We start from the raw sequence: 25297 nt of genomic DNA, 5'->3' as shown, positions 1-25297 counted from the left end.
CACACACCCCGTGGCGTGCGCGACCGACGACGATGTCTCAGCCCTCGTCCGGCACCAGTACGGGTGTGTCCCGCTTGAGGATCTCGCCGCGGAAGAACGCCGGGCTCACGATCCGACGGATCTCCATCAGTACCGCGCCGAGGACCAACAGGCCGACACCGATGATGAACACGCTGCCCACCCCGGCCACCCGGTTGCCGTCGCCGTAGTTCGGGTCGGCCACGTCCACCAGCGTCTTCATGAAGATCGCGCCCAGCATCAGCCCGCCGAGCGCCGGCATGACGCCCTTGACCATCAGGTCCTCGAAGCTGCGCGAGAGGTCCTTGCGGAAGTACCACACGCAGGAGAACGCGGTCAGCGAGTAGTAGAAGCAGATCATCAGGCCGAGCGCATAGATGGTGTCGGTGAGCACGTTCTCCGACAGGATCGTCATGATCGTGTAGAACGCGCCCGTCGCGACCCCGGCCGAGATGGTCGCGAAGCCCGGCGTCTTGAAGGTGGGATGCACCCGGGAGAACACCTTGGGCACCGCCTCGTACGCACTCATCGACAACAGCGTGCGGGCGACCGGGATGAAGGTGGTCTGCAGGCTGGCGACCGAACTGGCGAGCACCGCGACGAACATCAGGATGCCCAGCCCCGACCCCATCACCGGGTCGGCCAGTTTCGCGAAGATGTTGTCGTCCTCGTCGTTGTTCAGGCCCAGCCCGGTGGTTCCGGTACCCGCGTACATCAGCGTGGCGACGCCGGTCGTCAGGTAGGCCACCACGATGAACAGCACCGAGATGATCGCGGCCCGACCCGGGACCTTGGGGCCGCCGGCGGTCTCCTCGTTGATGCTCAGGGCCGTGTCCCAGCCCCAGTACATGAAGATCGACAACGACAGCCCCGCGGTCAGCGCGGTGAAGCCGCCGTCGATCCCGAACGGGTTGAACCAGTCCCACGAGAACGGGATCGACGTGGGTACGTCGCCGGCCGTGGCCTTGCCGATCGCCATCACGACGAACAGGGCGAGCACCGCGAGTTGCAGTGCGACGAGCACGTACTGGACCCGCTTGGTCACCGTCATGCCGCGATAGCTGATCGCGGTGGCGATCGCGATGAAGACCAGGCACGTGGGCACGTGCACCAGCTTGTTGTCGTCCAGGTCCTTGACCCAGTCGCTGCCGAACGCCTCGCCGAGGGCGAGATAGAAGAACGACGTGCCGATGCCGGCCAGGTTGGACAACACGATGACGGTGGCCATCACCAGGCCCCAGCCGCACATCCAGCCCACCCGCGGGCCGAACGCCTTGACTGTCCAGGTGAACGAGGTACCCGCGTCCGGCACCGCCTTGCTGAGCTCGCGGTAGGCGAAGGCGACGAGCAACATCGGGACGAAGCCGACCAGGAAGATCGCCGGGGCGTGGGTGCCGACCTTGTTGACCGTGGGCCCGAGCGCGCCGGTGAGGGTGTACACCGGCGCCACCGTGGAGATGGCGACGACCACACTCCCCAGCAGGCCGATGGAATTTCGGTTCAGCCCCTTGTCCTTGAGATCGGACTCCGGGAGGTAGTGCGACTCGCCTACCCGGTGGTGCCTATCGCCCTTTTGGCGCACGTGCTCATTGCTCACAAGCGAACAGACTAAGTCAGGATGAAACGACATTTGACCAAGGGGGTCACGAACGATCCGGTGAGTCGCTCATGTCACTCGTTGGCGCTTTTCCGCCCGGCGGACCGGGAGCCGAAGGGGCCGCATCGACGAGCATCCCGGCCGGCAGTTCGGTGACCCCGACCCGGTTGGCGACCGCCGGTGGGCTTCGCCTGACATGCCTTGGCCTCGAACCGGGCGGGGCGCATCCCGACTCGTCCTCGGGATCGGTCCGACCCACCCGTGTCTGCCCGCCTCGCCCGCATCGGTCCCGGTGGCGTCGGGCCCTCAATGGCAACGGGTGGGCTTTGCCGGTTCCTCCGGGAAGGGATGCGTCGTACATTCCGTACCGGCCGGTATGTGGGTGACGGAGAGGGAACACGGTGTCGATCGATCCGCAGCTCGTGGAGTTGTTGAGTGTCATGCCGGAGGATCTGTTCGTGGGCGACGCGGCCACCGCGCGGGCGACCATCGACGCCGGGATCGGCCTGCTTCCGGTGATGACCGAGCTGGCTCGGGTGCACGATCGCACCATCCCGGGCGCCGTCGACGCGCTGCCCGTTCGGGTGTACCGGCCCTCGATGGAGCCCGATCTGCCGGTGACCGTGTTCTTCCACGGCGGCGGGTTCGTGATCGGCGGCCTGGACAGTCACGATGCGCTGGCTCGGCGGATCGCCCGGCACGCCGCGTGTGTGGTGCTCTCGGTGGACTATCGACTCGCCCCGGAACACCCGTTCCCGGCCGCGATCGAGGACGCGCTCGCCGCGTACCGGTGGGTGCTCGACAACGCCGCAGAACTCGGTGCCGATCCGAGCCGGATCGCGCTGGCCGGCGACAGCGCGGGCGCCACGCTGTCCGCGACCACATGCCTGCTGGCTCGCGAACACGGACTTCCGCAACCGGCGTTGCAGATGTTGTGGTACCCGGCGACCGGCGTCGAGGGCACCGCGTCCCGGATCGAGAACGCGAACGCGCCGCTGCTCACCGCCGAGTCGATCGCGTGGTTCATGGAGCACTACCTCGGCGGACGCGGGCTCGACGAACTGGGCCCGTACGCCTCGATCGGCACCATCGCGGACCTGTCCGGCCTGGCGCCGGCGCATGTGGTCCTGGCCGGCCACGATCCACTGCGCGACGAGGGTGCGGACTTCGCCGAGCGGCTGCGCGAGGCGGGCGGCGCGGTCGAGTGCGAACTGTTCGACGACATGGTGCACGGCTTCATGAGCTTCGTGGACCTGGTGCCGCGCTGCGCGGAGTGCGCCTCGGGCTCCTTCGCCGCACTGCACAAGGCGCTGCACCCCTGAGCCGTAGGGCGGCCTCAGCGCGACGGCAGGATCAGCAACTCGTCCGTGCCGGGTCGGCGCAGCACCTCCACGGGATGGCCGTACAGCTCGGACAACACCGGTGCGGTGCAGACCTGTTCGGGCGGGCCGCAGGCGACCAGTCGGCCCCGGGCGAGCAGGGCGATCCGATCCGCGTAGGCGGCGGCCAGGTTGAGGTCGTGCAGCACGATCACCACCGCGTCGCCCCGGCGGGCCCGGTCCCGGGCCAACCGCAGCACGTCCTCGGTGTGCTTGAGGTCCAGGGCGGCGGTGGGTTCGTCGAGGAAGAGTACGGGCGCACCCTGCGCGAGCACCCGGGCGAGCGAGACCCGGGCCCGCTCGCCGCCGGACAGCGAGGGGTACGCCCGGTCGGCCAGGTGCGCCACGTCGGTCTCGGCCAGGGCGCGGGCCACGATCGTGTCCTCGGACTCCTCGCTCGGCAGCCCCGCGTGCGGCGCGCGGCCCATCCGCACCACCTCGTCCACGGTGAACGGGAAGGACAGCGTGACGCTCTGCGGCAACACCCCGCGACGCAGCGCCAGTTCGCGCTGCGAGTAGTCGGACGACGCCCGACCTGCGATCCGCACGGTGCCGTGATGCGGCGTCAGGTCGCCGGTGAGCAGGCCGAGCAGGGTGGACTTGCCCGCGCCGTTGGGGCCGAGCACCGCGACGATCTCGCCGTGGCGCACCGTCAACGAGACACCGTCGACCAGGTTGCGGCCGGCGATGGCGTAGCCGACGTCCTCGGCCTCGACGCCGACCGTGCCGACTTCGGGCGCCGGCGCGAGGGCCGCGATCCGGTTCCGGGCGAGCAGCCTCATCAGGCCCAACCTCCTTGCCGGGAACGGGTCCTGCGCAGCAGCCACAGGAAGAACGGGGCCCCGATCAGCGCGGTGAGCACACCGAGCGGGACCTCCTTGGGCATCGCGACGGTGCGCGCCGCAAGGTCGGCGCCGACGGTGACCAGCGCGCCGAGCACGGCGCTCGCGGGCAGCAACAGCCGGTGTCGCGGGCCGGCGATCAGCCGGATGATGTGCGGCACGACCAGGCCGACGAAGGTGATCACGCCGGCCGCGGCGACGGCCGCGCCGACCAGGGTGGCGCTGAGCACGACCACCACGATGCGCACCCGTTCGGTGTCCACGCCCAGGTGCCGGGCGCCGCGTTCGCCGAGCGCCATGATGTCCAGCGCCCGGGCGTACCGGGGCAGGATCAGCAGGCCGACGATCGCGAACGGGGCGAGCGCGCCGATGATCTTCCAGCTCGCCCCGCCGACGCTGCCCAGGTTCCAGAAGGTGATGCTGCGCAGTTCGGCATCGTCGGCGACGAAGGTGAACAGCCCGATCGCGGCGCCGGCCAGCGCGTTGATCGCGATGCCGGTCAGGACCAGGGTGACCACTTCGGTGCGGCCGTCGGAGCGGGAGAGCAGGTAGACGAAGAGCGTGGTGAGCAGGCCGCCGGCGAAGGCGAACGCGGTCACCGTCCAGGAGCCGAAGGTGGACACGCCCAGCACGATCGCGCCGACCGCGCCGAGCGCCGCACCGGAGGACACCCCGATCACGCCGGGCTCGGCGAGCGGGTTGCCGAACACGCCCTGCATGGCGGCCCCGGCGCAGCCCAGGCACGCGCCGACCATGATGCCGAGCACGATGCGCGGGAAGCGGATGTTCCACAACACGGCCTCGTTGGCTTGCGACACGTGGCCGACGTCCAGGCCGAGATGGTGCAGCACCGAGGAGAGCACCTGGTCGGAGGGAATGTCGAAGGCGCCCATGCCGGCCGAGACGACACTCGTGGCCAGGAGCAGCGACACCAGGGTCGGGATCAGCCAACGGCCGTGTCGACGCGGCGCCGCCGACACCACGACGGTCGCCTTGCCGAGTTCGACCGCCGGCGCCGGTGAACCCGGTTCGTCCGTGGGTTCCTGACGCTCCGTCACCGTGGCCACGGTCTCCCCCGCATCTTCCCGTCGGGTGTCCTCGCGGTCCGGACGAGCCGATTCGGCCCGTCCGACGCTTGCGGACGGCCGACCCGGCCGACCCTAGCCATGCAGCAGATCGACGAGCTTGTTCAGCGCGACACCGGCCGTCGGCCCGCCGCCGCCCAGCTCCAGGTCGTCCATCGCGACGACCTTGCGGTTCTGGCCGGCAGGCGTCTGGGCGACGCCGGGCAGTTTGAGCACGCCGTCGACGCCGCCGACCGACTCCAGGCCCTTCTGGAAGACGAGGATGACGTCGGGCTTGGCCGAGACCATCGCCTCGGGGGTCAGCGCGGCGGACATCTGCACGCCGAGCTCGGTGCCGGTGTCGATGCCGCCGGCGGCGGTGATCATGCTGTCCGGGCCCAGGCCCTTGCCGCCGATCTGGTACAGGTTGGCCTGCCCGCGGATGTAGAGGAACGCCACGCGCGGCTTGGTGGCGGCCTGGGCGCCCTTGGCCTTGGCCGTGGCGATCTCGCCGGCGGTCCGGTCGGCGAGTGTCCTGCCCTTGTCCGGCACGCCCAGCGCGGTGGCGATGGTGGTGATCCGGGTGACCGCGTCCTCGGGCTTGCCGCTGTCCGGGATCAGCACAATCGGCACGCCGGCCGCCTTGAGTTGGTCGATCGCGGTGCGCGGGCCGACCGAGGCGCTGCCGATGGCGACCGTGGGCCGCTGGGCGAGGATGCCCTCGGGGTTGAGGCCGCGCGAGTTGCCGAAGGTCGGCTTGCCCTTGCTCTCCGGCAGGACCGCACCGGAGGTGTCCACGCCGACGACGTTCGAGGCCAGGCCCAGTGCGTAAACGGTCTGCGCGACGTCGCCGCCGAGCGGCACGATCCGGCTCGCGTCCTTGACGGTGACCTTGCCCATCGTGGTGTCCACGGTGGCGGGGAGCACCGAACCCGCCGGGGCCTTGTCGGACTTGCCGTCGGACTTCTTGTCGTCGTCGCCGCACGCCGTGGCGAACGCGGTGACGGCGAGGACGGCCGCGGCCACCTTCAAGCTTGTTCGACGCAGACGCATCAGGCGGCCTTTCGAGCTGTGGAGTGAGCGGACGAGGAGGTTCCGTTCTTAGGCAAGCCTTGCCTTGTCCCACTCCGCAACCTAAAGGTGAGGCTTGCCTAACTTCAAGTCCGGACCGGGTGGACAACGTCACACGCGGGCGGCGGCGCGCTCCCCCGGCGGCGGGCGGGACCAAGCACCCCGCAGCAGGGGGCTCGGCCCTTCGCCCCACGTCCGTCCCGCGTCCGTCCGGCGTTCCCTCCCGCGTCGGTCGATCCAGGTCAGCGCTCGCGCCAGGCGCGGCTGTGCCGGCGGATCTCGGCCGCGGAGAAGTTCTCGTGGTCCTCGCCCCACGCGGTGACGCCGTCGAAGGTCCACTCGGTGAGGCCGTTGACGGTGAACAGGTTCGGATTCAGGAAGAAGCCGAGCCGGTTGCGCATGCGCCCTTCGGCGTGCAGTTCGCGGCCGAGTTCGTCGATTCCCTCCAGCACGATCCGGGTGGCCCAGCCGGTGGCGTCCTCGCGTTCGACCACCTCGCGGCGCCCCTTGGCCAGCTTGGCCCAGGTGCCGTCGCGGAGCAGGTAGCCGTGGATGGACACGCAGCCCGAGCCGAAGTCCATGGTGATGCTGTGGAAGGCGTCCCGCTCCGAGGCGGTCGCGTAGCTGTAGCCGCCTCGCTTGGCCGGCGACTGCATCAGGCCCGGACCGAACTGCGAGCGCGGTCCCCACGAGCGGTCCCGGAAGCCGTACGAGTCGACCCGGATCTCCTCGCCGCGCAGCACCACCGTGCCGGTGTACCGACCGGGCTGATCCACGTGCTTGTCGCCGAGGTAGTGCGGCGGCAGCACGGCGGTGAAGGTCAGGTCGACGTGGATCTCGTCGCCGCCGTCCGGGTCGTCGTAGCCGACCTCGTACACCGCCTGCGGCTGCACACAGCGCACCCGGAACCCGTTCGGCAGCCGCAGGTCGGTCAGGTCCTGGTCGGGGATCGGCAGATGCCAGAAGTTCTTGGCGTAGACCGCCTCGTGCGGGTGCTGTCCGCTGTCGTCCCAGAAGTACGCGCCGCCCGCCGCAACCCCCTGGTTCGCCCGGAAGAACGGATACAGCTGCCCGGACAGCCGCCTTTCCGGAACCGTGAAGGTGAACCAGGAGGTCTCCGACCAGTACGGGTCGTCGCTGGTCGGCGGGTGGAAGCGATCGTCGGGGTGGTGCTCGACATGGTCAGTGGTCATGGCCAACGGGTACTACGGGTACTTGGCCGAGTCAATGATTATTGCCCTCGATCCCCGGCCGTCGATCCCCGGCGAGCGCTCCCGACCGTCGATGCGGCCGGGCGATCCCGCCCGACGATCGCGGCCGGGGACCCCGGCCGGCGATCATTGCGCGAGGTCGACCTCCACGGTGAGCGGACCGTCCGCCGGCACCAGGTCGATGCGGGCGATGTGTCCGGCCGCGCGCAGGTCCGTCTCGACCAGGGCCACCCGGGCCAGTTCGGCCGGGTCGCCGGTGATGGTGACACCCGCGACGGCGGCGCGCATCGAGAGCTGCGCGGCGGACTTGGCCTTGCGCACCGCGGCGATCAGCTCGGACGCGACACCCGGCAGGGCCCGGTCCGCCGCCGGCGGCTGCGGGGCCGGCCACACCGCCCGGTGCACCGATCCGTCCTGCCACCACGACCACACCTCCTCGGTCGCGAACGGCAACACCGGCGCGAGCAGTCGCAGCAGTACCGACAGCGCACTCGCGAGCGCGGCCCGGGCCGACTCGGCACCCGCCGCGGTGCCCGCCTCGCCGTAGGCGCGGGCCTTGACCAACTCGACGTAGTCGTCGCAGAAGTACCAGAAGAACCGCTCGGTCCGGGCCAGCGCCCGGGCGTAGTCGTAGTCCTCGAATGCCTCGGTCGCCGCGCGGGCCACCTCCGCCACCTCGGCGAGCAGGGCCAGGTCCAGCGGTTCGCACACCGCGTCGGGCGCCTCGGCCGCGCCGATCGAGAGCACGAACCGGCCGACGTTGAGCAGCTTGATCGCCAACCGGCGGCCGACCTTCATCTGCCCGACGTCGAACGCGGTGTCCACGCCCGGCCGGCCACTCGCCGCCCAGTAGCGCACCGCATCCGAACCGTGCTGCGCGAGCAGGTCCACCGGAGTGACCACGTTGCCCTTGGACTTGGACATCTTCTTGCGGTCCGGGTCCAGGATCCAGCCGGAGATCGCCGCGTGTGCGAACGGCAGGCTGTGGTTCTCCGCGTCCGCACGCACCACGGCGGAGAACAACCAGGTACGGATGATCTCGTGCGCCTGCGGACGCAGATCCATCGGGAAGACCCGGGCGAACAGGTCGTCGTCGCGACACCAGCCGCCCGCGATCTGCGGCGTGAGCGAGGAGGTCGCCCACGTGTCCATCACGTCCGCGTCGCCGACGAACCCGCCCGGCTCGCCGCGCTGTTCGGCCCGGTAGCCGGGCGGCACGTCGGTGTACGGGTCGATCGGCAGATCCGCCTCGGCCGGGCGCAACGGCGCGTCGTGGCGCGGCTGTCCGGCCTCGTCCAGCGGATACCACAGCGGCACCGGGACCCCGAAGAAGCGCTGCCGGCTGATCAACCAGTCGCCGTTGAGGCCCTCGACCCAATTGTCGTAGCGGACCTTCATGTGCGCGGGATGCCAGGCCAACTCCGCGCCCCGGGCGAGCAGTCGGGCCCGCAGGTCGGCATCGCGCCCGCCGTTGCGCAGGTACCACTGTCGGGTGGTGACGATTTCGAGCGGCTTGTCGCCCTTCTCGTAGAACTTGACCGCGTGCGTGATCGGCTTGGGCTCGCCGACGAGTTCGCCGCTCTCCCGCAACATCGCCACGATCCGCTCGCGCGCGGTGAACACGGTCGCGCCGGCCAGGCGGGCGTACGCCTCGACCGCCTCGGGGGTGTCCAGCCCGGCCGGCGAATCGCTCAGGAAGCGGCCGTCCCGGCCGAGCACGGCCCGGGTGTCCAGGCGCAGTTCACGCCACCAGGTGACGTCGGTGGTGTCACCGAAGGTGCACACCATGGCGATCCCGGAGCCCTTCTCCGGGTCGGCCAGCGGGTGTGCGTACACCGGCACCGGCACGCGGAACAGCGGTGTGCGCACGCTGCTTCCGAACAGGTGCGTGTAGCGCGTGTCGTCGGGATGCGCCACCAGTGCGACGCACGCGGGCAACAACTCCGGCCGGGTGGTCGCGATTTCCAGCGCGTCGCCGGACGGCCCGCGAAACACCAGTCGGTGGAAGGCGCCGGGACGCTCCCGGTCCTCCAACTCGGCCTGCGCGACCGCGGTGCGGAAGCTGACGTCCCACAGCGTGGGCGCCTCGGCCGGGTAGGCCTCGCCGCGCTCCAGGTTGCGCAGGAAGGCCCGTTGCGAGGCGGTACGCGAGACCGCGTCGATGGTCTGGTAGGTCATCGTCCAGTCGACGGACAGGCCGAGCAGGCGCCACAATTCCTCGAACGCCTTCTCGTCCTCGTGCGTCAGTTGTTCGCACAGTTCGATGAAGTTCCGCCGGGAGACCGGGATCTGCTGTTTGCCCGGCTGCTCGGGCGGCACGAAGTCGGCGTCGTACGGCAGCGCCGGGTCGCAGCGCACGCCGAAGTGGTTCTGCACCCGCCGCTCGGTGGGCAGACCGTTGTCGTCCCAGCCCATCGGATAGAAGACCTCGCGTCCGCACATCCGCCGGTAGCGGGCGACGGCGTCGGTGTGGGTGTACGAGAACACGTGTCCCACGTGCAGCGATCCACTGACCGTGGGCGGCGGGGTGTCGATGGAGTAGACCTCGTCGCGGGTCCGGCTCCGGTCGAAGCGGTATACGCCCGTCTCTTCCCAGACGCGCGACCATTTCGCTTCCAGCCCGTCGAGGGTGGGCTTGTCGGGCATGCGGGGGGAACCAGCGGGGGCAACCATGCCCCCGGAGCGTACCGGGAGCCGCGGCCCGACTCGACCCGATTCCCGCGCGGCGGCGTGGCGGCCCGGCGTGGCGGCGTGCACGTGGGTCGGGGGCGACGCGGTGGTGAGGCGGGTCGGCGGAGCGTGCGGCGGGTCGGCGGGCCGCCCTTCGGGGGGTGGGGCGGCCCGCGGACCTCGGTCGGGGTGATCGGCTGGAGCGGTCGATCGGCGGTGGTCGGTCAGGCGTTCGTGCGCAGGGTGCCGACGAACGTGGTCCAGGGGGTACGGGCGATGGTCAACCGGCCCACGGCCGGGTCCTTGCTGTCCCGGACGTCGACGGTGCCGTCCGGGTGCGGACGGATCTCGGTGCAGTCGCCGTTCTGCATGCTGTAGGAGCTCTTGACCCAACGGGACGAGCTGTTCCGGGGCGAGGAGTTCGCGGGCAAGGTGTTCTGGGGCATGGCGTTCTTCCTACTCAGTCGGCGAGTCGCTCCGGTCGAGTGACTCGGTCTGCGAGTTGCTGGGCACTGGCCGCGATGAAGGCCTCGGACTCGACGGGACTGAGTGCGATGCCCCGCAAGTCGGCGAAGACCTTGCCGTAGTGAGCGGTGTCCTGGGCTCTTTCCAGGTACGCGTGGCTGGTGATGTTCTCCAGCGAGACCACTTCCATCCCCGACGGGGGAGGGAATCCGTAGATCGAGAACGGCGTGGGGCCGCCCGGATAGGCGCCTGCCGAAAAGGGTAGTACTTGCACGGTCACGTTCGATAGTTGTGCAATTTCGATCAAGCGCACGAGTTGCTCACGCAGCACCCGTGGGCCGCCTATTTCCTGGCGCAGCGCGGCCTCGCCGATCACCATCAACACCTCCAGCGGCGCGGGTTCCTCGCGGGTGAGCACGCGCTGTCGATCCAGGCGCACCCGGACCCGGGTACGGCACTGTTCGTCGACCGGTCCCACCGTGCCGCCGCGGATCACCGCCGTGGCGTACTCCTCGGTCTGGAACAACCCCGGGACGATGCTGGGCTGGAATCCCAGACAGGACGCCACCTCGGCCTCCAGTCCGATCAAGTCCAGGAAGTCCTGCGGCAGTCGGTCGGCCAGATCGCGCCACCAGCGCTGCCGGCGACCCTCGCGGGCGAGGGCCAGCCAGCCCTCGCGCGCGGCCGGGTCGTGCACCTCGTACAGGTCGAGCAGCGCCTTCAGGTCGAGCGCCCGGATCCCGCTGCGGCCGGACTCGATCCGGCTCACCTTCGCGGGATGGCAGGAGAGGGCGTCGGCGGCATCCTCGAGCAGCAGCGAGGCGTCCTCGCGCAGCCGACGCAGGTTGGCGCCCAGAACGCGCCTGCGCACCGTCGGATATTGCTCGGCGCCCATGTTTCCTCCCGATCCCGCACCGCTCGCGCCGCGGTTCTCCAGGTCGTTCGAGCTTTCTTTCGAGTCGCGTTCGAACTGCGCCGAACTTCTCCGGAACTGCGTTCGAGCTTTTCTTGGGCCTGCTTCGAACCTTTTCGAGCTTCCGCTTTTTCGAGTCTTCGGGGATTCGACCCCGCGAGCCGCCGTCATGGTACTCATATCCGACACGTTGCAAGTCGAGTGAGTTGTTTGACTTGCACTTATTACGCCCACCGAGGACGCTACTTACAGCGACCCCTCGACCACCTGCCGGGGCGCTCGCGAGCGACCGGTCGCGCCTTTTCCCGACCGTTGGGAGGCGAGGGAACATGCTGCAGGAGCAAGACGCCGGCGTGAACCGGGAAGGCATCGCATGGATCAGCGCCGCCACCCGCGATCCGCGCGACACGCGGTACACCTGGCTGACCAACCCCGGAGCACGCCGCGCGGCGGACACGGGCCGGCTGTTCGACGCCGTCGTGATGCGGGCCGAACTGGGTGCCGCCGTACTCGACCTGCTCACCGCCGCGGCCGAACCCACCGGCGCGGTGATCGCCGAGGAGCACGCGGGCAAGTGGGCCTACCTGGTCGGCCCCGGCAGCGCCGAGGTGTGGCTCGCCGCGGTCGGCCCGTCCGACGGCACGCGGTACCACTACGTCGGGCACGGCGGCTGCCTCACCCTGCCCGGCCCGCACCCCCCTCCCGACTCGTCGATGACCTGGATCGTCCGCCCGGGCCTGGGCACCAACCTGACCTGCGTCACCACGTTGGCCGCCGCCTACCTGCACGCCGAATCCACCCACCCCGGCCCCGCCGCCTGACCACCTCCCGGGGGTCACGGGCGCATCCGGACCCACCGCTGCCGCATGCGCTCATCCGGCCCCGGACCACGCGCGGGTTCCGGGACGAACGAAGCGCCGGTCCGCAGCGGCCAGGTCGGCTCCGGGACCGGCAGCGGCCAGGACGGTATCGAGACACCGGGCGGGATCGGCGGCGTAGATGTCGCTGAACCACGCCATGTTGGCCTCCACCACGACCCAGTGCTCCTCGGCGGTGTCGGCCGTACCGGCCAGACCGATGTCCACGACCACCGCGCCGGGCAGGTCGGCATCCGGTCGGTCGAGCAACTCGGCGGCGAAGGACAGGAGTTCGCCGGACCTGGCGTCCTCGGCGAGCGGCAGCGGGTCGAGCCGACCGAAGGTCGCGTAGCGCGAACCGGTGTGCACGGCACCGTCGAGCACGAACAGCCGGTACTCGGCGACGAATGTCCGGATCTCACTGACCAGGACCGGCGTTCCTCCGGGCACGGCCCGCGGCAACCGGGTGCCGTCGGCGTACACAGCCGCCTCGAAGGACTTGTCGCTCGGCGGCTTGACGAACGCCGGCGTGCGCAGCCGGCGTGCCTCGGCCATGGTCGTCGCGACGATCTCGCGCCGCGTCCAGCGCTGGGGCAGCGTGATCAGCCAGTCGTCGGCCGGCTCCAGCAGGGCCACGTCCAGCGAGTCGGCGACCGTGTCGGCGAATCGTGGTCCGCCGTAGTAGGCCGCGGATCCGGCCAGGTCGGGACGCGGGCCGGCGAGCACCGCGACCGACATCCCGCGGGCCGTGGCGGCGCGGGCCAACAGGTCGGCGGTTGTGGTGGGTTGCCGGGACAGGGCCAGGGTCTGGATCACGGTGGCACGTTAGGGCGTGTCGCGCAGTGGGGCGACCGGGTTTCGGACAGGAATCGGGCCAGGGCTCGGTCGGGGGGACGGTGTGTGGGACACGATCGTGGAGGTGGTCGGTCGCCGGCGCGTCCTGCCGCGCTTCGCCGAGGCGGGGTCGGGACCTCGGCCGGGTGAATCGAGTCGGCGACAGTCGCGTTACGGGGAGGTCCGGGGGCGGTGGGTGGGGTGGCGTGGGCGGTAGCGTTTCGGGTCGGGGACGGATGTAGGACGAGAGGGGCGGCGTGAGCAGCGTCGACACGGTGTCGTTGCAGGATCTGTGGGACCGGGTGGTCGGGACCCAACCGGATCCGCCGAGTTGGCTCGCGCTCGTGACCGGGGCGGTCGCGGTCGTGGTGGTGCTGTATCGCCCGACCTGGCGGCCGTTGCGGTCGGTGGTGACGATCGCGCACGAGGGCGGCCACGCGATGGTCGCGCTGCTCAGCGGGCGCCGATTGTCCGGCATCCGGCTGCACTCGGACACCTCGGGCGTGACCGTGTCCGTGGGCAGGCCGACCGGCCCGGGCATGGTGCTCACCGCGATGGCCGGTTACATCACGCCGTCCATCCTGGGTGCGGGCGGCGCGGCGCTGCTGGCGGGCGCGCACATAACGATGGTGTTGTGGGTGGCGCTGGTGCTGCTCGGGCTGATGTTCATCGCGATACGCAACTGGTTCGGCGCGCTGGTGCTGCTGGTGACCGGCGGGGTGATCTTCGCGATCTCCTGGTTGGCCAGTGCGCGGATCCAGGCGGCGTTCGCCTACCTGCTGGTGTGGTTCCTGTTGGTGTCCGGGGTGCGGCCGGTGTTCGAACTCCAGCAGATGCGCAGTCGCGGCCGGGCGCCGTGGTCGGACGCGGATCAGCTCGCCGACCTGACCCGGATCCCCGGCGCGGTGTGGGTCGGCTTCTTCGGGCTGGTCTCGGCCGCGGCCCTGGGCATCGGCGCGGGGTCGCTGCTCACCTGACCCGATCGGCCCGACGCCGGCCGGCTCCACCCGGTGGTGGGGACGGCCGGCGTCGTGCTTCGTGCGGTCGAGGTCTGCTCAGAGCGCGTCGGGCAGCTTCGCGAGCACGCCGTCGTAGATCCGCTTGAGCCCGGCCGGCGCGAAGGTCTTCTCGAAGAAGCCCCCGATGCCCCCGGCTCCGTTCCACACCGTGACGATCTCGACCCGGCTGCCCGCACCGGCCGCGGACACGGTCCAGGTGGTGACCATCGACGAGTTGGCGTCGGTCTCCACCAGCGTCAGGGCGGCCGGCTCGGTGACCGTCACCAGGCAGTCGCGCGAACGCTTGCTGGTGGCCTGCAACCGCCAGTGCGCCACCGTGCCGGCACCCTTGCCGCCCTCGCGCACGTCGTACTCCGAGAAGTGCTCGGTGAGCAGCTTGGGCCGCACGACCGCGTAATCCGCGACGGCCGCGAAAACCGCCTCCGGTTCCGCCGCCACAGTCGTGTGTGCGGTTGCCCTGACCTGCGCCATGACCACTCCTTGCCCTCGATTGCTGTCGGCCGGGTCAAGCAAACCACTCCGCCGCCCGGGCACCGAATCGCACCCGGGTTACCCGCCGGTCCGTACCGGGTCTCAGGCGATCTCCACGCCGAACGAACCGGCCAGCCCGGCCAGGTCGAACTCGTAGCCCTGGCCCTCGGTACGGAACTTCCAACCGGCGCCGTGGCGGTAGAACGTGCCGAGCAGCAACACCCGTTCGACCGTGGCGGCGTCCAGCACCGAGCGGACGAACGAGGTGCCCTGGAACGGTGCCACGTCGATCTCGATCGGCCCGACCGCCGCGAACGTGCTCGTCCCGTCGACCGAGGCCGCGATCGCGACGCGACGTACATCACGTGGCAGCGCATCCAGTTCGAGCGTGACGGTCTGTTCGGCGGGGCCGGATGCGTCCAGGGCGACCACGTCCAGTGGAGCGACCGGCTGGTTCCAGAACACGAAATCGGAATCGCCACGGACCCGTTCGTGCTCGTCCAGCAGGAACGCCACGATGTCGATGTCCTCGTCGGGGCGCTCCCAGGCCCAGGAGGCGTTCAGCGTCCACCGACCGGGCTCGGCGCCGCCGGGCAGTTGCACCGTGCCACCGCGCGGAAGGTTGCCCGCGCTCGTGCCCGCCTCGGTGCCCGAATCCGCGCCGGCCCGCTCCGGCGCCGGCGCCTCGGCCAGTGCGGCATGCCACTGTGCCTCGGTCAGGCAGACCGCGCCGAACGCCTGGGCTCGGGCGATCCGGGGGTCGGCCGCCGCGCCGGGCAACACCACCACGGTGTCCACCGTCGAGGTCAGGTTGATCCGCAGCCGGGCACCCGATTCGAGCACGAGTTGGCGCACCCGGCCGCCCTCGCCGTGCTCGTCCCGACCCTGGAGAACCAGGACCTGACGCACCGTCGGGCGGGCGGACGGCGGGGCCGGGTCGGCGGCGGGCGCGGGTGTGTTCGGCGGGACGACGGCCTCGACCGACGCGGCCGCCGGCGCCGACGGGGCCTCGCCGTCCCGGGAGTCCGGCGCCGGCTCGGTGCGCGGCGCCGGCAACTGCACGACCGTCGCCGATGCGTCGACCGGCGTGCCCGGCCGCACCCGGGCCAACAGCCGCGTGTAGGTGGCCTCGTCGATCACCGGCGTGCCCAGTCGGGCGGCCGCACGGTTCTTGCCGCTGCCGCTGCCCGGGTCGTCGGTCACCAGGACCGAGGTCTTGCCGCTGACCGAAGTCGCCACGTACAGACCGGCCTCGGCCGCCTGCCGCTCCAACTCCGCGCGCGCGTGGCCCGCGCCGCCGGTGAAGGCCACCCGCATGCCCTGGAGCAGGCCGACCGCGAGGTCGAGCCGGCCCGGATTCGTCCACGGGCAGGGCGCCTTCGCCGCGGCGGCCCGCTCCGGGAAGCGCTTGCGCGCGGCGGCCCCGCGACGCAGCCCGGACCCGGTGTCGGGCACGGTCAGCGGCAGCGGCAGACCGGCTCCGGCCGCCTCGTGCAGGCTGTGGCGGAAGATCTCGCCGAGCACCCGGGCGTCGTCCACCGCGTCGTGCGCGCGCAGTTGGCGGACCCGATAGTGCGCCGCGAGGGTGGCCAGCCTGTAGTCGCCGATCGGCAGTTCCAGGTGCCGCGCCAGCGCCATCGTGCACAACCGCCGCTGCATCGGCCACGGCGCGTCCAGGCGGCGGTACTCCGAGGTCAGCATCCCCCAGTCGAACGGCGCGTTGTGCGCGACCAGCACCCGCCCGTCCAGGTACTCGGCCAGGTCGTCCGCGATCCGGTCGAACGTGGGTGCGCCCGCGAGCCGTTCCGGGGTCAGCCCGTGGATGTGCACGGGCCCGGGATCGCGCTGCGGATCCACCAGCGTCGACCACCGGTCGGTCACCGTACCGGCCCGATCGAGCAACTCCACGGCGACCGAGACGATCCGATCCGAACTGCGGAGCCCGGTGGTCTCCACGTCCACCACGGCGTAGTCGCTCGGGTAGTCGGCGGGCCAGTGGGCAAGCGGTGTGACTGTCACTCACGGACCGTACAACGCGCGGGTGGAGGCCGGCGGACGAGGCCCGCAATCCGGGGATGGATCCGGTTTGCCCGCCTCGTCCCGAGGTGCCGCCGGAACCGGCCTACGACTGCGGGGTGGGCTGGTACTTCTCCAGTTCCGGGATGACCTCCTTGCCGAGGATCTCGATCGTCCGCAGGATGTCCCGGTGTTCCAGGAAGCCCCACTGGACGTAGCAGATCAGTTCGTCCACGCCCAGGTCCGCGTAGCGCTTCATCTTGCGGATACAGGTCTCCACGTCGCCGATCACGATCATGTCCGCCGCGTCGAAGGTCTCCACCGGGACGTTGCCCTCGAACATCGGCTTCAGCAGCGGGAAGGTCTTGTCCTGCTCCTCGGGGGACAGGTGCGGCAGTTCCCATTCGAGGGTGAACATCGCGAGGTTCTTGTACCACCACGCAACGGAGTCCCAGACCCGCCGGTCGATCTGCTTGCGCCCGGTCGTGTGCACCAAGGTGTAGGCCGCGACCTTGTTCGTGGTCACGTCGGTGAGCGGTGTCGGGGCCGCCGCCGCGGCGCGGTAGGCGGCGACCTGGGCCGCCATGGTCTCCAGCGGCTGCATGATCGAGAAGGACAACATGCCCAGCCCGTTGCGGCCGGCGATCTCCGCCGAGCCCTGCGAAGTGGCGGCCATCCAGCACGGCGGGTGCGGGTCCTGGAACGGCTTGGGGGTGACCATCCGGCGCGGGAAGGAGAAGCGCTCCGACTCGTACTCGAAGTACTCCTCGCGCCACATGCCGGTGACGATCTCGATCGCCTCGCGCCAGTCGTCCCGCGACCGCGCGATGTCCACGCCGAACGCGGTCTGCTCCATCGGGGTGGATCGGCCGGTCCCCCACTCGACCCGGCCGCCGGACAGGATGTCCACCGTCGCGACCTTCTCCGCGATCCGCTGCGGCGGGGTGAAGCCGAACGGGGTCAGCGTGACGCCGAAGCCCATCCGGATGCGCTCGGTGATCCCGGCCAGGTGACCCAGGAAGACCTCGGAGGCGGGCATGTGCGAGCGGCCCTCGCGGAAGTGGTGCTCCACCGCCCAGACGGTGTGGAAGCCCATCCGGTCGGCCAGCCGGATCTGCTCGACCGCCTCGCGATACGCGCGCTGCTCCTCGCGCCGCTGGCCGTGCGGGTGTTCGCCGTGCCACGGGCGCGGCACGTCCACTTCGTAGAGCACGTCGAGCTTCATCGAGCCACTCCATTTTCGGTATATTGAAAAATGTTTTCGAATCCCGTATTCGTGGTCCCGAGTGTGACCCGCCGAGGTACCGGCCACAAGGTGCCCGCAGGGTCGGAGAGTCGCCGACATGGTTCGTCCCGCCCTCGCCGCCGGTCGTGCGGTCGAGATCCTGAACTTCTTCGCCGCGCACCCGGGCGGCGCATACACGCTCTCCGAGCTGCACACCGCGCTCGGCATCAACCTCGCGTCCGCGCTGTCGGTGCTCCAGGCCCTGGAGGACGCCGGCTACCTGGTGCGGCATCCGCGCCGCAAGACCTACGAGCTGGGTCCGGCCCTGGTCGCGCTCGGCGACGCGGCGCTGCGCGGCAACCCGGCGGTGGACCTGGCCCGGGCCCACCTGCGCGAGTTGGCCGACGAGTTCGACACCGAGCTGATCGCCAGCGTCGCGGTGGGCGACGAGATCGTCATCCTGGCCGTGGAGGGCCGGCCGCAGTTGGCCTCCGCCGACGTCCGGGTGGGTCAGCGGTTGCGCATGGTGCCGCCGCTCGGCCAGGTCTTCCACGCGTGGTCCCCGCCGGCGGAGGTGGACGCGTGGCTGGACCGGCTGGACGAGCGGGTGCGCGGCACGGCCCGGATCCACCTGCCGCCGACGCTGGCGGCGGTCCGCGAACGCGGGTACTCGATCACCCTGGACAGTCCGACCCGCACCCGGATCGGCGACACGCTGGAGCGCATGGCCGAACACCCGCGCGAGGCGACGCTGTTGCGCGACCGATTGGCCGAGTTGGCCGCCGCGCTCGGGGAGGAGGAGTACGAGCTGATCGCGGTGGACCCGGACACCGTCTACGACATCTCGACCCTGGTCGCCCCGGTCTTCGACGCCGCCGGTCGGGTCGCCGTCGCCCTCACCCTCAACGGGCTCAAGGGCGTGACCGGCCGCCGGGTGACGACCCACGGCGAGCGGTTGGCCTCGGTCGCCCGCCTGGTGACCCGACGCTCGGGCGGACGAGCACCGGAGTAGCCCGGGGGGCGCGGCGCCGCGACACGGGTGGCCCCCGGACGTGTGTTTCGTGAGCGTGTCGGGGCGCTCACCGCGTGAGCACTCGCTTATCGTCGGGCAATCCGCACGTAACACGGGGCGGGTTCCTTAACCCGCGCGTAACACCGAGGTATACGCCAGGAAACCCGGGCTGCCCACCCTGACCTGAAACCCCATCAGGCCCACGAGGGAGCCGCATGACCGTCGCGACCGACGCCCTGAACGCCGGAGACACCGCGTGGCTGCTCGTGGCCACCGCGCTCGTGCTGCTGATGACCCCCGCCCTGGCGATCTTCTACGGCGGCATGGTCCGGGCCAAGAGCGTGCTCAACATGCTGATGATGAGCTTCGTGGCGATCGCGGTGGTGACCGTGGTCTGGATCGCCTTCGGCTACAGCCTGGCCTTCGGCGGCGACGTGGGCGGCGGGCTGCTCGGCGATCTCGGCTCCGTGTTCATGGCCGGCACCAAGCCCACCGACCTGCATGGCACGGTGCCCGAGCTACTGTTCATGGCGTTCCAGTTGACCTTCGCGATCCTGACCGTGGCGCTGATCTCCGGGGCGATCGCGGACCGCACCCGGTTCAAGGCGTGGGTGCTCTTCTGCGCGGTGTGGGTCGTCTGCGTGTACGTACCTCTGGCGCACTGGGTGTGGGGGCCGGACGGCTGGATCGCGCACCGGCTCGGCGCGCTCGACTTCGCGGGCGGCCTGGTGGTCGAGATCAACTGCGGCGCGGCGGGCATGGCGGTGGCCCTGGTGCTCGGCCCGCGGATCGGCTTCAAGCGCGACCCGATGCGGCCGCACAACCTGCCGCTCGTGGTGCTCGGCGCGGGCCTGCTGTGGTTCGGCTGGTTCGGCTTCAACGGCGGCTCGGCCCTGGGGGCGAACGGCCTGGCCGCACAGGCGCTGGTGAACACCCAGGCGGCCGGGTGTACCGCGCTGATCGGCTGGCTCGCGGTGGAGAAGCGCCGGGACGGGCACGCCACCACGCTCGGCGCGGCCTCCGGCGCGGTCGCGGGCCTGGTCGCGATCACCCCGGCCTGCGGCGTGGTGGACCTGCCCGGCGCACTGGTGATCGGCCTGGTCGCGGGCGTGCTGTGCAGCTTCGCGGTGGGCTGGAAGCACCGCTTCGGCTACGACGACTCGCTCGACGTGGTCGGCGTGCACTATGTCGGCGGGGTGGTCGGCACGCTGCTGATCGGCCTGTTCGCCGCCGGGGACGTCACCGGCGGGCCGGAGGGTCTGCTGCACGGCGGCGGCCTCGCACTGCTCGGCAAGCAGCTCGTGGCGATCGTGGTGGTGTCCGCGTTCTCCTTCGGCGTCACGTACACGATCGCGAAGGTGATCGACCGCACCATCGGCTTCCGCGCCCACTCCGACCACGAACAGCTGGGCCTGGACCTGGCGGTACACGCGGAAACCGCCTACGACCTCACCGCCTTCGCCGGCACCAAACGCACCCCCGGCCCCACCTTCCGCCCCGCCCCCAAACCCTCCGACGACCTGGACCTGGGCTGAGCCCACCCCCTCCGCCGACACATCACCCGTGCGGGTGGAGATCACCCCTGCCCCCGGGATGATCCAGGACGACGTGCCACGATGCCGCTGTGAAAGGTCATTTTCAGAGGCACTGAAAGCCGGTTCGAGTATTCTATGAAACAGCGCGACCTCCTCAAGAAGATCCGGGAGGCGGCCGCCGGGGCAGGCTTGTCCTACGAGACTGGCCACGGCGGCAACCACGACTGGTTGTCCGTCGACGGCAAGAAGGTCGCCTTTCCCCGCCAAAGCGAGATCAACGAGCTGACGGCGCGGAGCATCCTCAAGTTCTTCGAGGACAAGTTCGGGAAGGATTGGTGGAAGTGACCACATACACCGTGACCGTGCGGCGGTCGGGTGACTGGTGGGCTCTGTTGGTCCCCGAGGCAGGACTGTTCAGCCAGGTCAAGAGCCTGGACCAGGTCGAGGCCATGGTGCGTGACGGGCTGCACGCCCTCGGCTTGGATGTCGACGCGGACTTGACGATCACGTACGACCTTCCGAACGAACTCCAGGCCGCCGTGGACACCTACCACCGCGCCGCGCGAGAAGCCGCTGCGGCCCAGGAGCGCAGCCGGAAAGCCCTGCGCATGGCTGCCGCAAAACTGTCCGATGCCCACGTGACCAAGAAGGATACGGGGCGGCTACTGGGCGTCACGGGCCAACGCATCGGCCAAGTCGTCTGAGCGTGGTCCGACGACCCGTCCGGGGCCCGGCGCGTCAGTTCGACTTGCGCGTCAGGATCGCGGCGGCGAGCACGCAGGTGAGCGCGGCGCTCGCCGGGAGGGCTGCGCGGCGGGCGAGCTGTCGGGTGTTGCGGTGGTCGAGGATGCCGCCGCTGGACTGGATCGAGAAGGCGGACCACACCGACTGGGCCGAGAACGCCGATGCCGCGCTCAGGTAGGAGCCGATCGACGCGGCCGACAGGGCCGAGCCGATCGACCCGAACGACAGCGCGGAGCCGACCGAGCCGATCGACAACACCGAGCCCACCGAGCCGATCGAGAGCACCGAGCCCTCCGACGCGATCGACAACACCGAGTTGTGCGAGCGGCAGGACAGGATCGAACCGTGGGCGTCGACCGTGGAGCGCTTCTTCGTCATCGGCCCAGTCTGCCCGACCCGCCGCGTCCCGGGCGGAAGGTCACATCCGGTCGACCGCGACCACCCGCAGGACCGCGCGTCCGGTCTCGTCCGACTCGGTCAAATCGACCTCGGCGGTGATGCCCCAGTCGTGGTCCTGGGCCGGGTCGTCGAACACCTGACGGACCCGCCATGCGGAGTCCTCCTTGGTGATCTGCATGAGCTTGGGGCCGCGCGCGTCGGGGCCGGTGCCGATCGAGTCGTGCTCGTCCCAGTACTCCTCCAGCGCGTCCTGCCAGCGCTCCGCGTCCCAGTTGCCGTCGCCCTCCTGCTCGGACAGCTCGCCGAGCTGGAAGTAGCGTCGCAGCGCCGCGAGTTCCACCCGACGAAACAGCGCGTTGCGCACCAGCACCCGGAACGCCCGCTCGTTCGCGGTGACCGGCGTGGTGCGGCCCTCGATGTCGTCGAGTTCCTCCTGCGTCGCGTCCGGGTTGGCCAGCTTCTCCCACTCGTCGAGCAGGCTGGAGTCGACCTGGCGGACCAACTCGCCCAGCCACGCGATCAGATCGTGCAGATCCTCGTTCTTCGCGTCGTCCGGCACGGTCTGGTTGAGCGCCTTGTACGCGCTCGCCAGGTAACGCAGCACGATGCCCTCGGTGCGCGCGAGTTCGTACCAGCCGACGTAGTCGCCGAAGGTCATCGCCCGCTCGTACATGTCCCGCACGATCGACTTGGGCGAAAGCGGGTGGTCACCGACCCACGGGTGGCTGCGCATGTAGATCGTGTAGGCGTGTTCGAGCAACTCTTCGAGCGGGCGCGGGTATTGGATGTCGGCGAGCCGCTCCATCCGCTCCTCGTACTCGATCCCGTCCGCCTTCATCTGCCCGACCGCCTCGCCCTTGGCCTTGTTCAACTGCGCGGCGAGGATCTGGCGCGGGTCGTCGAGCGTGGCCTCGACCACCGAGAGCACATCCAACGCGTAGGTCGGCGCCTCCGGGTCGAGCAGATCGAACGCGGCCAGGGCGAACGTGGACAGCGGCTGGTTGAGCGCGAAGTCGGCCTGCAGGTCCACGGTGAGCCGGACGATCCGGCCCTCCTCGTCCGGCTCGGCGAGCTTCTCCACCACGCCGCCGTCCAGCAGCGAGCGATAGATCGCGATCGCCTGCCGAATGTGCCGCAGTTGCTGCGCGCGCGGCTCGTCGTTGTCGGTGAGCAGGTGCCGCATCGCCTCGAACGCGTTGCCGGGCCGGTTGATCACCGCGAGCAGCATCGCGTGGGTGACCCGGAAGCGGGACGCCAGCGGCTCCGGCTCGGCCTCCTGGAGCTTGGTGTAGGTCTCGTCGTTCCAGCCGACGAAGCCCTCCGGCGCCTTCTTGCGGACCACCTTGCGGCGCTTCTTCGGGTCGTCGCCGGCCTTGGCCAACGCCTTGATGTTCTCGATCTCGTACTCGGGGGCCTGCGCGACCACGTTGCCCACGGTGTCGAAGCCGGCCCGCCCGGCCCGCCCGGCGATCTGGTGGAACTCGCGCGCCCGCAGCCGGCGCACCCGCTGGCCGTCGTACTTGGACAGCGCGGTGAACAGCACGGTGCGGATCGGCACGTTGACCCCGACGCCGAGCGTGTCGGTACCGCAGATCACCTTGAGCAGCCCGGCCTGGGCCAGCCGCTCCACCAGCCGGCGGTACTTGGGCAACATGCCCGCGTGGTGCACGCCGATCCCGTGCCGCACCCAGCGCGAGAGCTGCCGGCCGAACTTGGTGGTGAACCGGAACCCGCCGATCACCGACGAGATCTGATCCTTCTCCTCGCGCGTGCACATGTTGATGCTCATCAGCGACTGGGCCCGCTCGACCGCCGACGCCTGGGTGAAGTGCACGATGTAGATCGGCGCCTCACGCGTGGTCAGCAGTTCCTCGATGGTCTCGTGCAGCGGAGTGACCCGGTAGGTGAAGTACAGCGGGACCGGACGCGTGGCCGACTTGACGATCGCGGTGGACCGGCCGGTGCGCCGCTTCAGGTCGCGCTGGAAGTGGTCCATGTCGCCGAGCGTCGCGGACATCAGCAGGAACTGCGCCTTCGGCAGCTCGATCAGCGGGATCTGCCAGGCCCAGCCCCGGTCCGGGTCGCCGTAGTAGTGGAACTCGTCCATCACCACGAAACCGACGTCCGCGTCCGCGCCGTCGCGCAGCGCGATGTTGGCCAGCACCTCGGCGGTACAGCAGATGATCGGCGCGGTCGCGTTGACCGACGCGTCGCCGGTCATCATCCCGACGTTCTCGGTGCCGAACTGGGCGACCAGGTCGAAGAACTTCTCCGAGACCAGCGCCTTGATCGGCGCGGTGTAGAAGCTGCGCTCCTTGCGCGCCATCGCGGCGAAGTGCCCGCCGGCGGCGACCAGGCTCTTCCCCGAGCCGGTCGGCGTGTTGAGGATGACGTTGTTGCCCGAGACCAACTCGATCAGCGCCTCGTCCTGCGCGGGATACAGGGTGAGACCGCGCTCCTCCGCGTACGACGCGAAGGCTTCGTACAGGGCGTCGGGGTCGGCCTCGGCGGGGAGCAGATCGATGAGAGTCACCCGTCTATCCTGCCTGCTCGCGAGCCCGCCCCCGGACGCAACCCGGATTCCGCCGGTACGCGCGCGTCCCGTACACCGCAGCACACCGCAGCCGGAGCACTTCCGGTGACGCGTGTCACATCCGTAGGGTCACCGGGACCGTTGCCGTCGGGGACAGGGGTGCGCGTGAGGCCGGTACGACGAGCGGGTCGGATGGGTCTCGTGGTTCTCCTGGGCCTGGCGTCGACCGGGAGCCTCCTCGGGTGCGCGGCAAGCACCTCGCGGCCGACCACGTTGACCGCGGTCGCGCCGCCGCACAACCCGGAAGCGGATCCCGAAGGAATCAGCTGGACGGTCCGTCTGGGCGGCCGGATCCACCCGCAGCGCACCTACCGCCTGGTCGTCTCGACCGACCCGCACGCGGTCGACACGGTGACCGACGGCGGCGTGGACCCCAACACCTGGGACAGCGGCGTGGTGCACTCCACCGAACACATCGGCCTCCGCCCCTCCGGCCTCCGCGTCGAGCAGGGCATGACCTACTACTGGAGCGTCCGAGTCCAGGACGCCCAAGGCCACGACTCGGGCTGGAGCGCCAGAGAGCAGTGGACGGTCATGCGCCCCTGAAACAATCCGGACCGCCCGGCATTCGAGAACAACCGCAGCCGACAAGCCCAGGCACCCCAAACCCAGCCCGCCCGGCGCTTGAAACAACCGCAGCCCGCAAACCCGGGCACACCAAATCCAGCCCGTCCGGCGCTTGAGGACACGCGAGCCGCAAGCCACCCGACCACCGCAGCCAACGAACTCTGCCGACCCCATCCAGCCCATCCGGCGTCAGCGGCCCAGGGCCCCGGCAGCCGCCCGCAGGGCCTAGCAGACGACCTTGGCCGCTCGCAGCTCCGCCACCTGCTCCGGGTCGAGGCCCAGGTCGGCGAGGATCGCATCCGTGTCGGCTCCGAGCGTGGGAGCCGGCGCGCCCAGCCGCCCGGGCGTCCCGCCGAACAACGTCGGGTGCCGCGGCTGCCGCAGCCGCCCCGCGGTCGGGTGCACGTCGTCCTCGCAGCGCTTGCCGCGGTTGCACATCTGGTAGAGCGCGCTGATGCCCCCGGTCGCCGTGCCGATCCAGCGGGAGATGTCGCCGATCCCGGGTCGCTCGACCTTGATCACGTCGGCGCCCTGATCGGCGAGCAGGGTCACCGCGTACGGACCGGTCGCGGCCGTGGACAGGTCCACGATGCGCAGGCCGGCAAGGGGTCCGTCGATCGGAACACGTTCCATGCTGCCGCTCCCCCTCCGGTGTCGCTCGCGCGACGGCATCCGACGGCTCGGCTGCCCGGATGACGAAAACAGGTTCTCTGTCACAGGTCAAGGCTCTGGTCTGTTGGCGAGGGTCGGCGGAGAATCCGGCAGCGTCCCGGTACTCGGGGCTCGACGCCGATC

At 70.4% G+C, this 25297-nt stretch carries 23 protein-coding genes; 8 read left to right on the top strand and 15 right to left on the bottom strand.

The window, feature by feature from the left end; translation table 11 throughout:
- Positions 1 to 37: 37 nt before the first annotated feature.
- A complete protein-coding gene (locus tag ACZOOI_RS23840) occupies positions 38 to 1600 on the bottom strand; it encodes an APC family permease (protein ID WP_465281268.1) in 1563 nt (520 codons plus the stop codon).
- Positions 1601 to 2016: 416 nt separating this feature from the next.
- On the opposite strand from ACZOOI_RS23840, the gene ACZOOI_RS23835 reads away from it, so the two are divergent.
- The gene (locus ACZOOI_RS23835; protein WP_465277727.1) at positions 2017 to 2937 is read left to right on the top strand and encodes an alpha/beta hydrolase; all 921 of its coding nucleotides are present in this window, start codon (positions 2017 to 2019) and stop codon (positions 2935 to 2937) included.
- Between the two features lie 14 nt (positions 2938 to 2951).
- Here ACZOOI_RS23835 and ACZOOI_RS23830 read toward each other — a convergent pair whose 3' ends face one another.
- The 7 genes from ACZOOI_RS23830 to ACZOOI_RS23800 form a co-directional block, all read right to left on the bottom strand.
- The gene (locus ACZOOI_RS23830; protein ID WP_465277726.1) at positions 2952 to 3776 is read right to left on the bottom strand and encodes a heme ABC transporter ATP-binding protein; all 825 of its coding nucleotides are present in this window, start codon (positions 3774 to 3776) and stop codon (positions 2952 to 2954) included.
- Positions 3776 to 4894 carry a FecCD family ABC transporter permease gene (locus tag ACZOOI_RS23825; protein WP_465277725.1) on the bottom strand — a complete coding sequence of 373 codons (1119 nt, stop codon included), beginning with the start codon at positions 4892 to 4894 and terminating at the stop codon, positions 3776 to 3778. Before ACZOOI_RS23825 ends, ACZOOI_RS23830 begins: the two co-directional genes overlap by 1 nt.
- 102 nt (positions 4895 to 4996) lie before the next feature.
- On the bottom strand, positions 4997 to 5926 hold the full coding sequence (locus tag ACZOOI_RS23820) for a heme/hemin ABC transporter substrate-binding protein (RefSeq protein ID WP_465277724.1): 930 nt from the start codon (positions 5924 to 5926) through the stop codon (positions 4997 to 4999).
- Positions 5927 to 6213: 287 nt separating this feature from the next.
- The gene (locus tag ACZOOI_RS23815) at positions 6214 to 7164 is read right to left on the bottom strand and encodes a DUF7065 domain-containing protein (protein WP_465277723.1); all 951 of its coding nucleotides are present in this window, start codon (positions 7162 to 7164) and stop codon (positions 6214 to 6216) included.
- A 144-nt stretch (positions 7165 to 7308) separates the two neighbouring features.
- Positions 7309 to 9828, bottom strand: coding sequence for a valine--tRNA ligase (gene valS / locus ACZOOI_RS23810; protein ID WP_465277722.1), 2520 nt, complete (start codon positions 9826 to 9828; stop codon positions 7309 to 7311).
- A gap of 248 nt (positions 9829 to 10076) precedes the next feature.
- On the bottom strand, positions 10077 to 10298 hold the full coding sequence (locus ACZOOI_RS23805) for a DUF397 domain-containing protein (protein ID WP_465277721.1): 222 nt from the start codon (positions 10296 to 10298) through the stop codon (positions 10077 to 10079).
- Positions 10299 to 10312: 14 nt separating this feature from the next.
- Complete coding sequence (locus ACZOOI_RS23800) at positions 10313 to 11212, bottom strand: helix-turn-helix domain-containing protein (RefSeq protein ID WP_465277720.1); 900 nt, start codon at positions 11210 to 11212, stop codon at positions 10313 to 10315.
- A gap of 347 nt (positions 11213 to 11559) precedes the next feature.
- Here ACZOOI_RS23800 and ACZOOI_RS23795 point away from each other — a divergent pair, with 347 nt between their 5' ends.
- Entirely contained in the window at positions 11560 to 12051 is a 492-nt protein-coding gene (locus ACZOOI_RS23795; protein ID WP_465277719.1) for a hypothetical protein, read from the top strand.
- Between the two features lie 51 nt (positions 12052 to 12102).
- On the opposite strand, the gene ACZOOI_RS23790 is transcribed toward ACZOOI_RS23795, so the two are convergent.
- Positions 12103 to 12903 carry an ATP-grasp domain-containing protein gene (locus ACZOOI_RS23790; RefSeq protein WP_465277718.1) on the bottom strand — a complete coding sequence of 267 codons (801 nt, stop codon included), beginning with the start codon at positions 12901 to 12903 and terminating at the stop codon, positions 12103 to 12105.
- 275 nt (positions 12904 to 13178) lie between these two features.
- Between ACZOOI_RS23790 and ACZOOI_RS23785 the strand changes: the two genes are divergently transcribed.
- Entirely contained in the window at positions 13179 to 13898 is a 720-nt protein-coding gene (locus tag ACZOOI_RS23785) for a M50 family metallopeptidase (RefSeq protein WP_391587086.1), read from the top strand.
- A 78-nt stretch (positions 13899 to 13976) separates the two neighbouring features.
- Here ACZOOI_RS23785 and ACZOOI_RS23780 read toward each other — a convergent pair whose 3' ends face one another.
- From ACZOOI_RS23780 to ACZOOI_RS23770, 3 genes are all read right to left on the bottom strand, one after another.
- Positions 13977 to 14411 (bottom strand): SRPBCC family protein, encoded by a 435-nt coding sequence (locus ACZOOI_RS23780; protein ID WP_396007247.1) that lies wholly within the window; start codon positions 14409 to 14411, stop codon positions 13977 to 13979.
- Between the two features lie 102 nt (positions 14412 to 14513).
- Complete coding sequence (locus ACZOOI_RS23775) at positions 14514 to 16430, bottom strand: TerD family protein (RefSeq protein WP_465277717.1); 1917 nt, start codon at positions 16428 to 16430, stop codon at positions 14514 to 14516.
- Positions 16431 to 16533: 103 nt separating this feature from the next.
- On the bottom strand, positions 16534 to 17652 hold the full coding sequence (locus tag ACZOOI_RS23770; protein WP_465277716.1) for an LLM class flavin-dependent oxidoreductase: 1119 nt from the start codon (positions 17650 to 17652) through the stop codon (positions 16534 to 16536).
- A 118-nt stretch (positions 17653 to 17770) separates the two neighbouring features.
- Here ACZOOI_RS23770 and ACZOOI_RS23765 point away from each other — a divergent pair, with 118 nt between their 5' ends.
- The 4 genes from ACZOOI_RS23765 to ACZOOI_RS23750 all read left to right on the top strand — a co-directional run bounded on the left by ACZOOI_RS23765 (position 17771) and on the right by ACZOOI_RS23750 (position 20903).
- Positions 17771 to 18664 carry an IclR family transcriptional regulator gene (locus tag ACZOOI_RS23765; RefSeq protein ID WP_465277715.1) on the top strand — a complete coding sequence of 298 codons (894 nt, stop codon included), beginning with the start codon at positions 17771 to 17773 and terminating at the stop codon, positions 18662 to 18664.
- A 215-nt stretch (positions 18665 to 18879) separates the two neighbouring features.
- A complete protein-coding gene (locus tag ACZOOI_RS23760) occupies positions 18880 to 20199 on the top strand; it encodes an ammonium transporter (protein ID WP_465277714.1) in 1320 nt (439 codons plus the stop codon).
- 135 nt (positions 20200 to 20334) lie between these two features.
- Positions 20335 to 20544, top strand: a complete 210-nt coding sequence (locus ACZOOI_RS23755) for a hypothetical protein (protein WP_465277713.1) — start codon at positions 20335 to 20337, stop codon at positions 20542 to 20544.
- Positions 20541 to 20903, top strand: coding sequence for a hypothetical protein (locus ACZOOI_RS23750; protein WP_465277712.1), 363 nt, complete (start codon positions 20541 to 20543; stop codon positions 20901 to 20903). The genes ACZOOI_RS23755 and ACZOOI_RS23750 overlap by 4 nt, the downstream gene beginning before the upstream one ends.
- A gap of 34 nt (positions 20904 to 20937) precedes the next feature.
- Here the strand turns inward: ACZOOI_RS23750 and ACZOOI_RS23745 are convergent, their stop codons facing one another.
- Both ACZOOI_RS23745 and ACZOOI_RS23740 read right to left on the bottom strand, forming a co-directional pair.
- Positions 20938 to 21321, bottom strand: a complete 384-nt coding sequence (locus ACZOOI_RS23745; RefSeq protein WP_465277711.1) for a hypothetical protein — start codon at positions 21319 to 21321, stop codon at positions 20938 to 20940.
- Between the two features lie 40 nt (positions 21322 to 21361).
- Positions 21362 to 23923, bottom strand: coding sequence for a DEAD/DEAH box helicase (locus tag ACZOOI_RS23740; RefSeq protein WP_465281267.1), 2562 nt, complete (start codon positions 23921 to 23923; stop codon positions 21362 to 21364).
- Positions 23924 to 24067: 144 nt separating this feature from the next.
- Between ACZOOI_RS23740 and ACZOOI_RS23735 the strand changes: the two genes are divergently transcribed.
- Positions 24068 to 24481, top strand: a complete 414-nt coding sequence (locus ACZOOI_RS23735) for a glycoside hydrolase family 78 protein (RefSeq protein ID WP_465277710.1) — start codon at positions 24068 to 24070, stop codon at positions 24479 to 24481.
- A gap of 246 nt (positions 24482 to 24727) precedes the next feature.
- Here ACZOOI_RS23735 and ACZOOI_RS23730 read toward each other — a convergent pair whose 3' ends face one another.
- Positions 24728 to 25135, bottom strand: coding sequence for a CoA transferase (locus tag ACZOOI_RS23730; protein ID WP_465277709.1), 408 nt, complete (start codon positions 25133 to 25135; stop codon positions 24728 to 24730).
- Positions 25136 to 25297: the final 162 nt, after the last annotated feature.

The sequence above is a fragment of the Embleya sp. L77 genome, assembly GCF_055557415.1.
The sequence above is the reverse complement of the archived record's forward strand: the minus strand, read 5'-3'. Positions and strand labels throughout refer to the sequence as shown.

Excerpts from the sequence above, each read along its gene's own strand:
- ACZOOI_RS23830 (WP_465277726.1), bottom strand. The coding sequence starts at position 3,776 with ATGAGGCTGCTCGCCCGGAACCGGATCGCGGCCCTCGCGCCGGCGCCC.
- ACZOOI_RS23815 (WP_465277723.1), bottom strand. The coding sequence starts at position 7,164 with ATGACCACTGACCATGTCGAGCACCACCCCGACGATCGCTTCCACCCG.
- valS (WP_465277722.1), bottom strand. The coding sequence starts at position 9,828 with ATGCCCGACAAGCCCACCCTCGACGGGCTGGAAGCGAAATGGTCGCGC.
- ACZOOI_RS23805 (WP_465277721.1), bottom strand. The coding sequence starts at position 10,298 with ATGCCCCAGAACACCTTGCCCGCGAACTCCTCGCCCCGGAACAGCTCG.
- ACZOOI_RS23800 (WP_465277720.1), bottom strand. The coding sequence starts at position 11,212 with ATGGGCGCCGAGCAATATCCGACGGTGCGCAGGCGCGTTCTGGGCGCC.
- ACZOOI_RS23795 (WP_465277719.1), top strand. The coding sequence starts at position 11,560 with ATGCTGCAGGAGCAAGACGCCGGCGTGAACCGGGAAGGCATCGCATGG.
- ACZOOI_RS23780 (WP_396007247.1), bottom strand. The coding sequence starts at position 14,411 with ATGGCGCAGGTCAGGGCAACCGCACACACGACTGTGGCGGCGGAACCG.
- ACZOOI_RS23770 (WP_465277716.1), bottom strand. The coding sequence starts at position 17,652 with ATGAAGCTCGACGTGCTCTACGAAGTGGACGTGCCGCGCCCGTGGCAC.
- ACZOOI_RS23765 (WP_465277715.1), top strand. The coding sequence starts at position 17,771 with ATGGTTCGTCCCGCCCTCGCCGCCGGTCGTGCGGTCGAGATCCTGAAC.
- ACZOOI_RS23760 (WP_465277714.1), top strand. The coding sequence starts at position 18,880 with ATGACCGTCGCGACCGACGCCCTGAACGCCGGAGACACCGCGTGGCTG.
- ACZOOI_RS23755 (WP_465277713.1), top strand. The coding sequence starts at position 20,335 with ATGAAACAGCGCGACCTCCTCAAGAAGATCCGGGAGGCGGCCGCCGGG.
- ACZOOI_RS23745 (WP_465277711.1), bottom strand. The coding sequence starts at position 21,321 with ATGACGAAGAAGCGCTCCACGGTCGACGCCCACGGTTCGATCCTGTCC.
- ACZOOI_RS23735 (WP_465277710.1), top strand. The coding sequence starts at position 24,068 with ATGGGTCTCGTGGTTCTCCTGGGCCTGGCGTCGACCGGGAGCCTCCTC.
- ACZOOI_RS23730 (WP_465277709.1), bottom strand. The coding sequence starts at position 25,135 with ATGGAACGTGTTCCGATCGACGGACCCCTTGCCGGCCTGCGCATCGTG.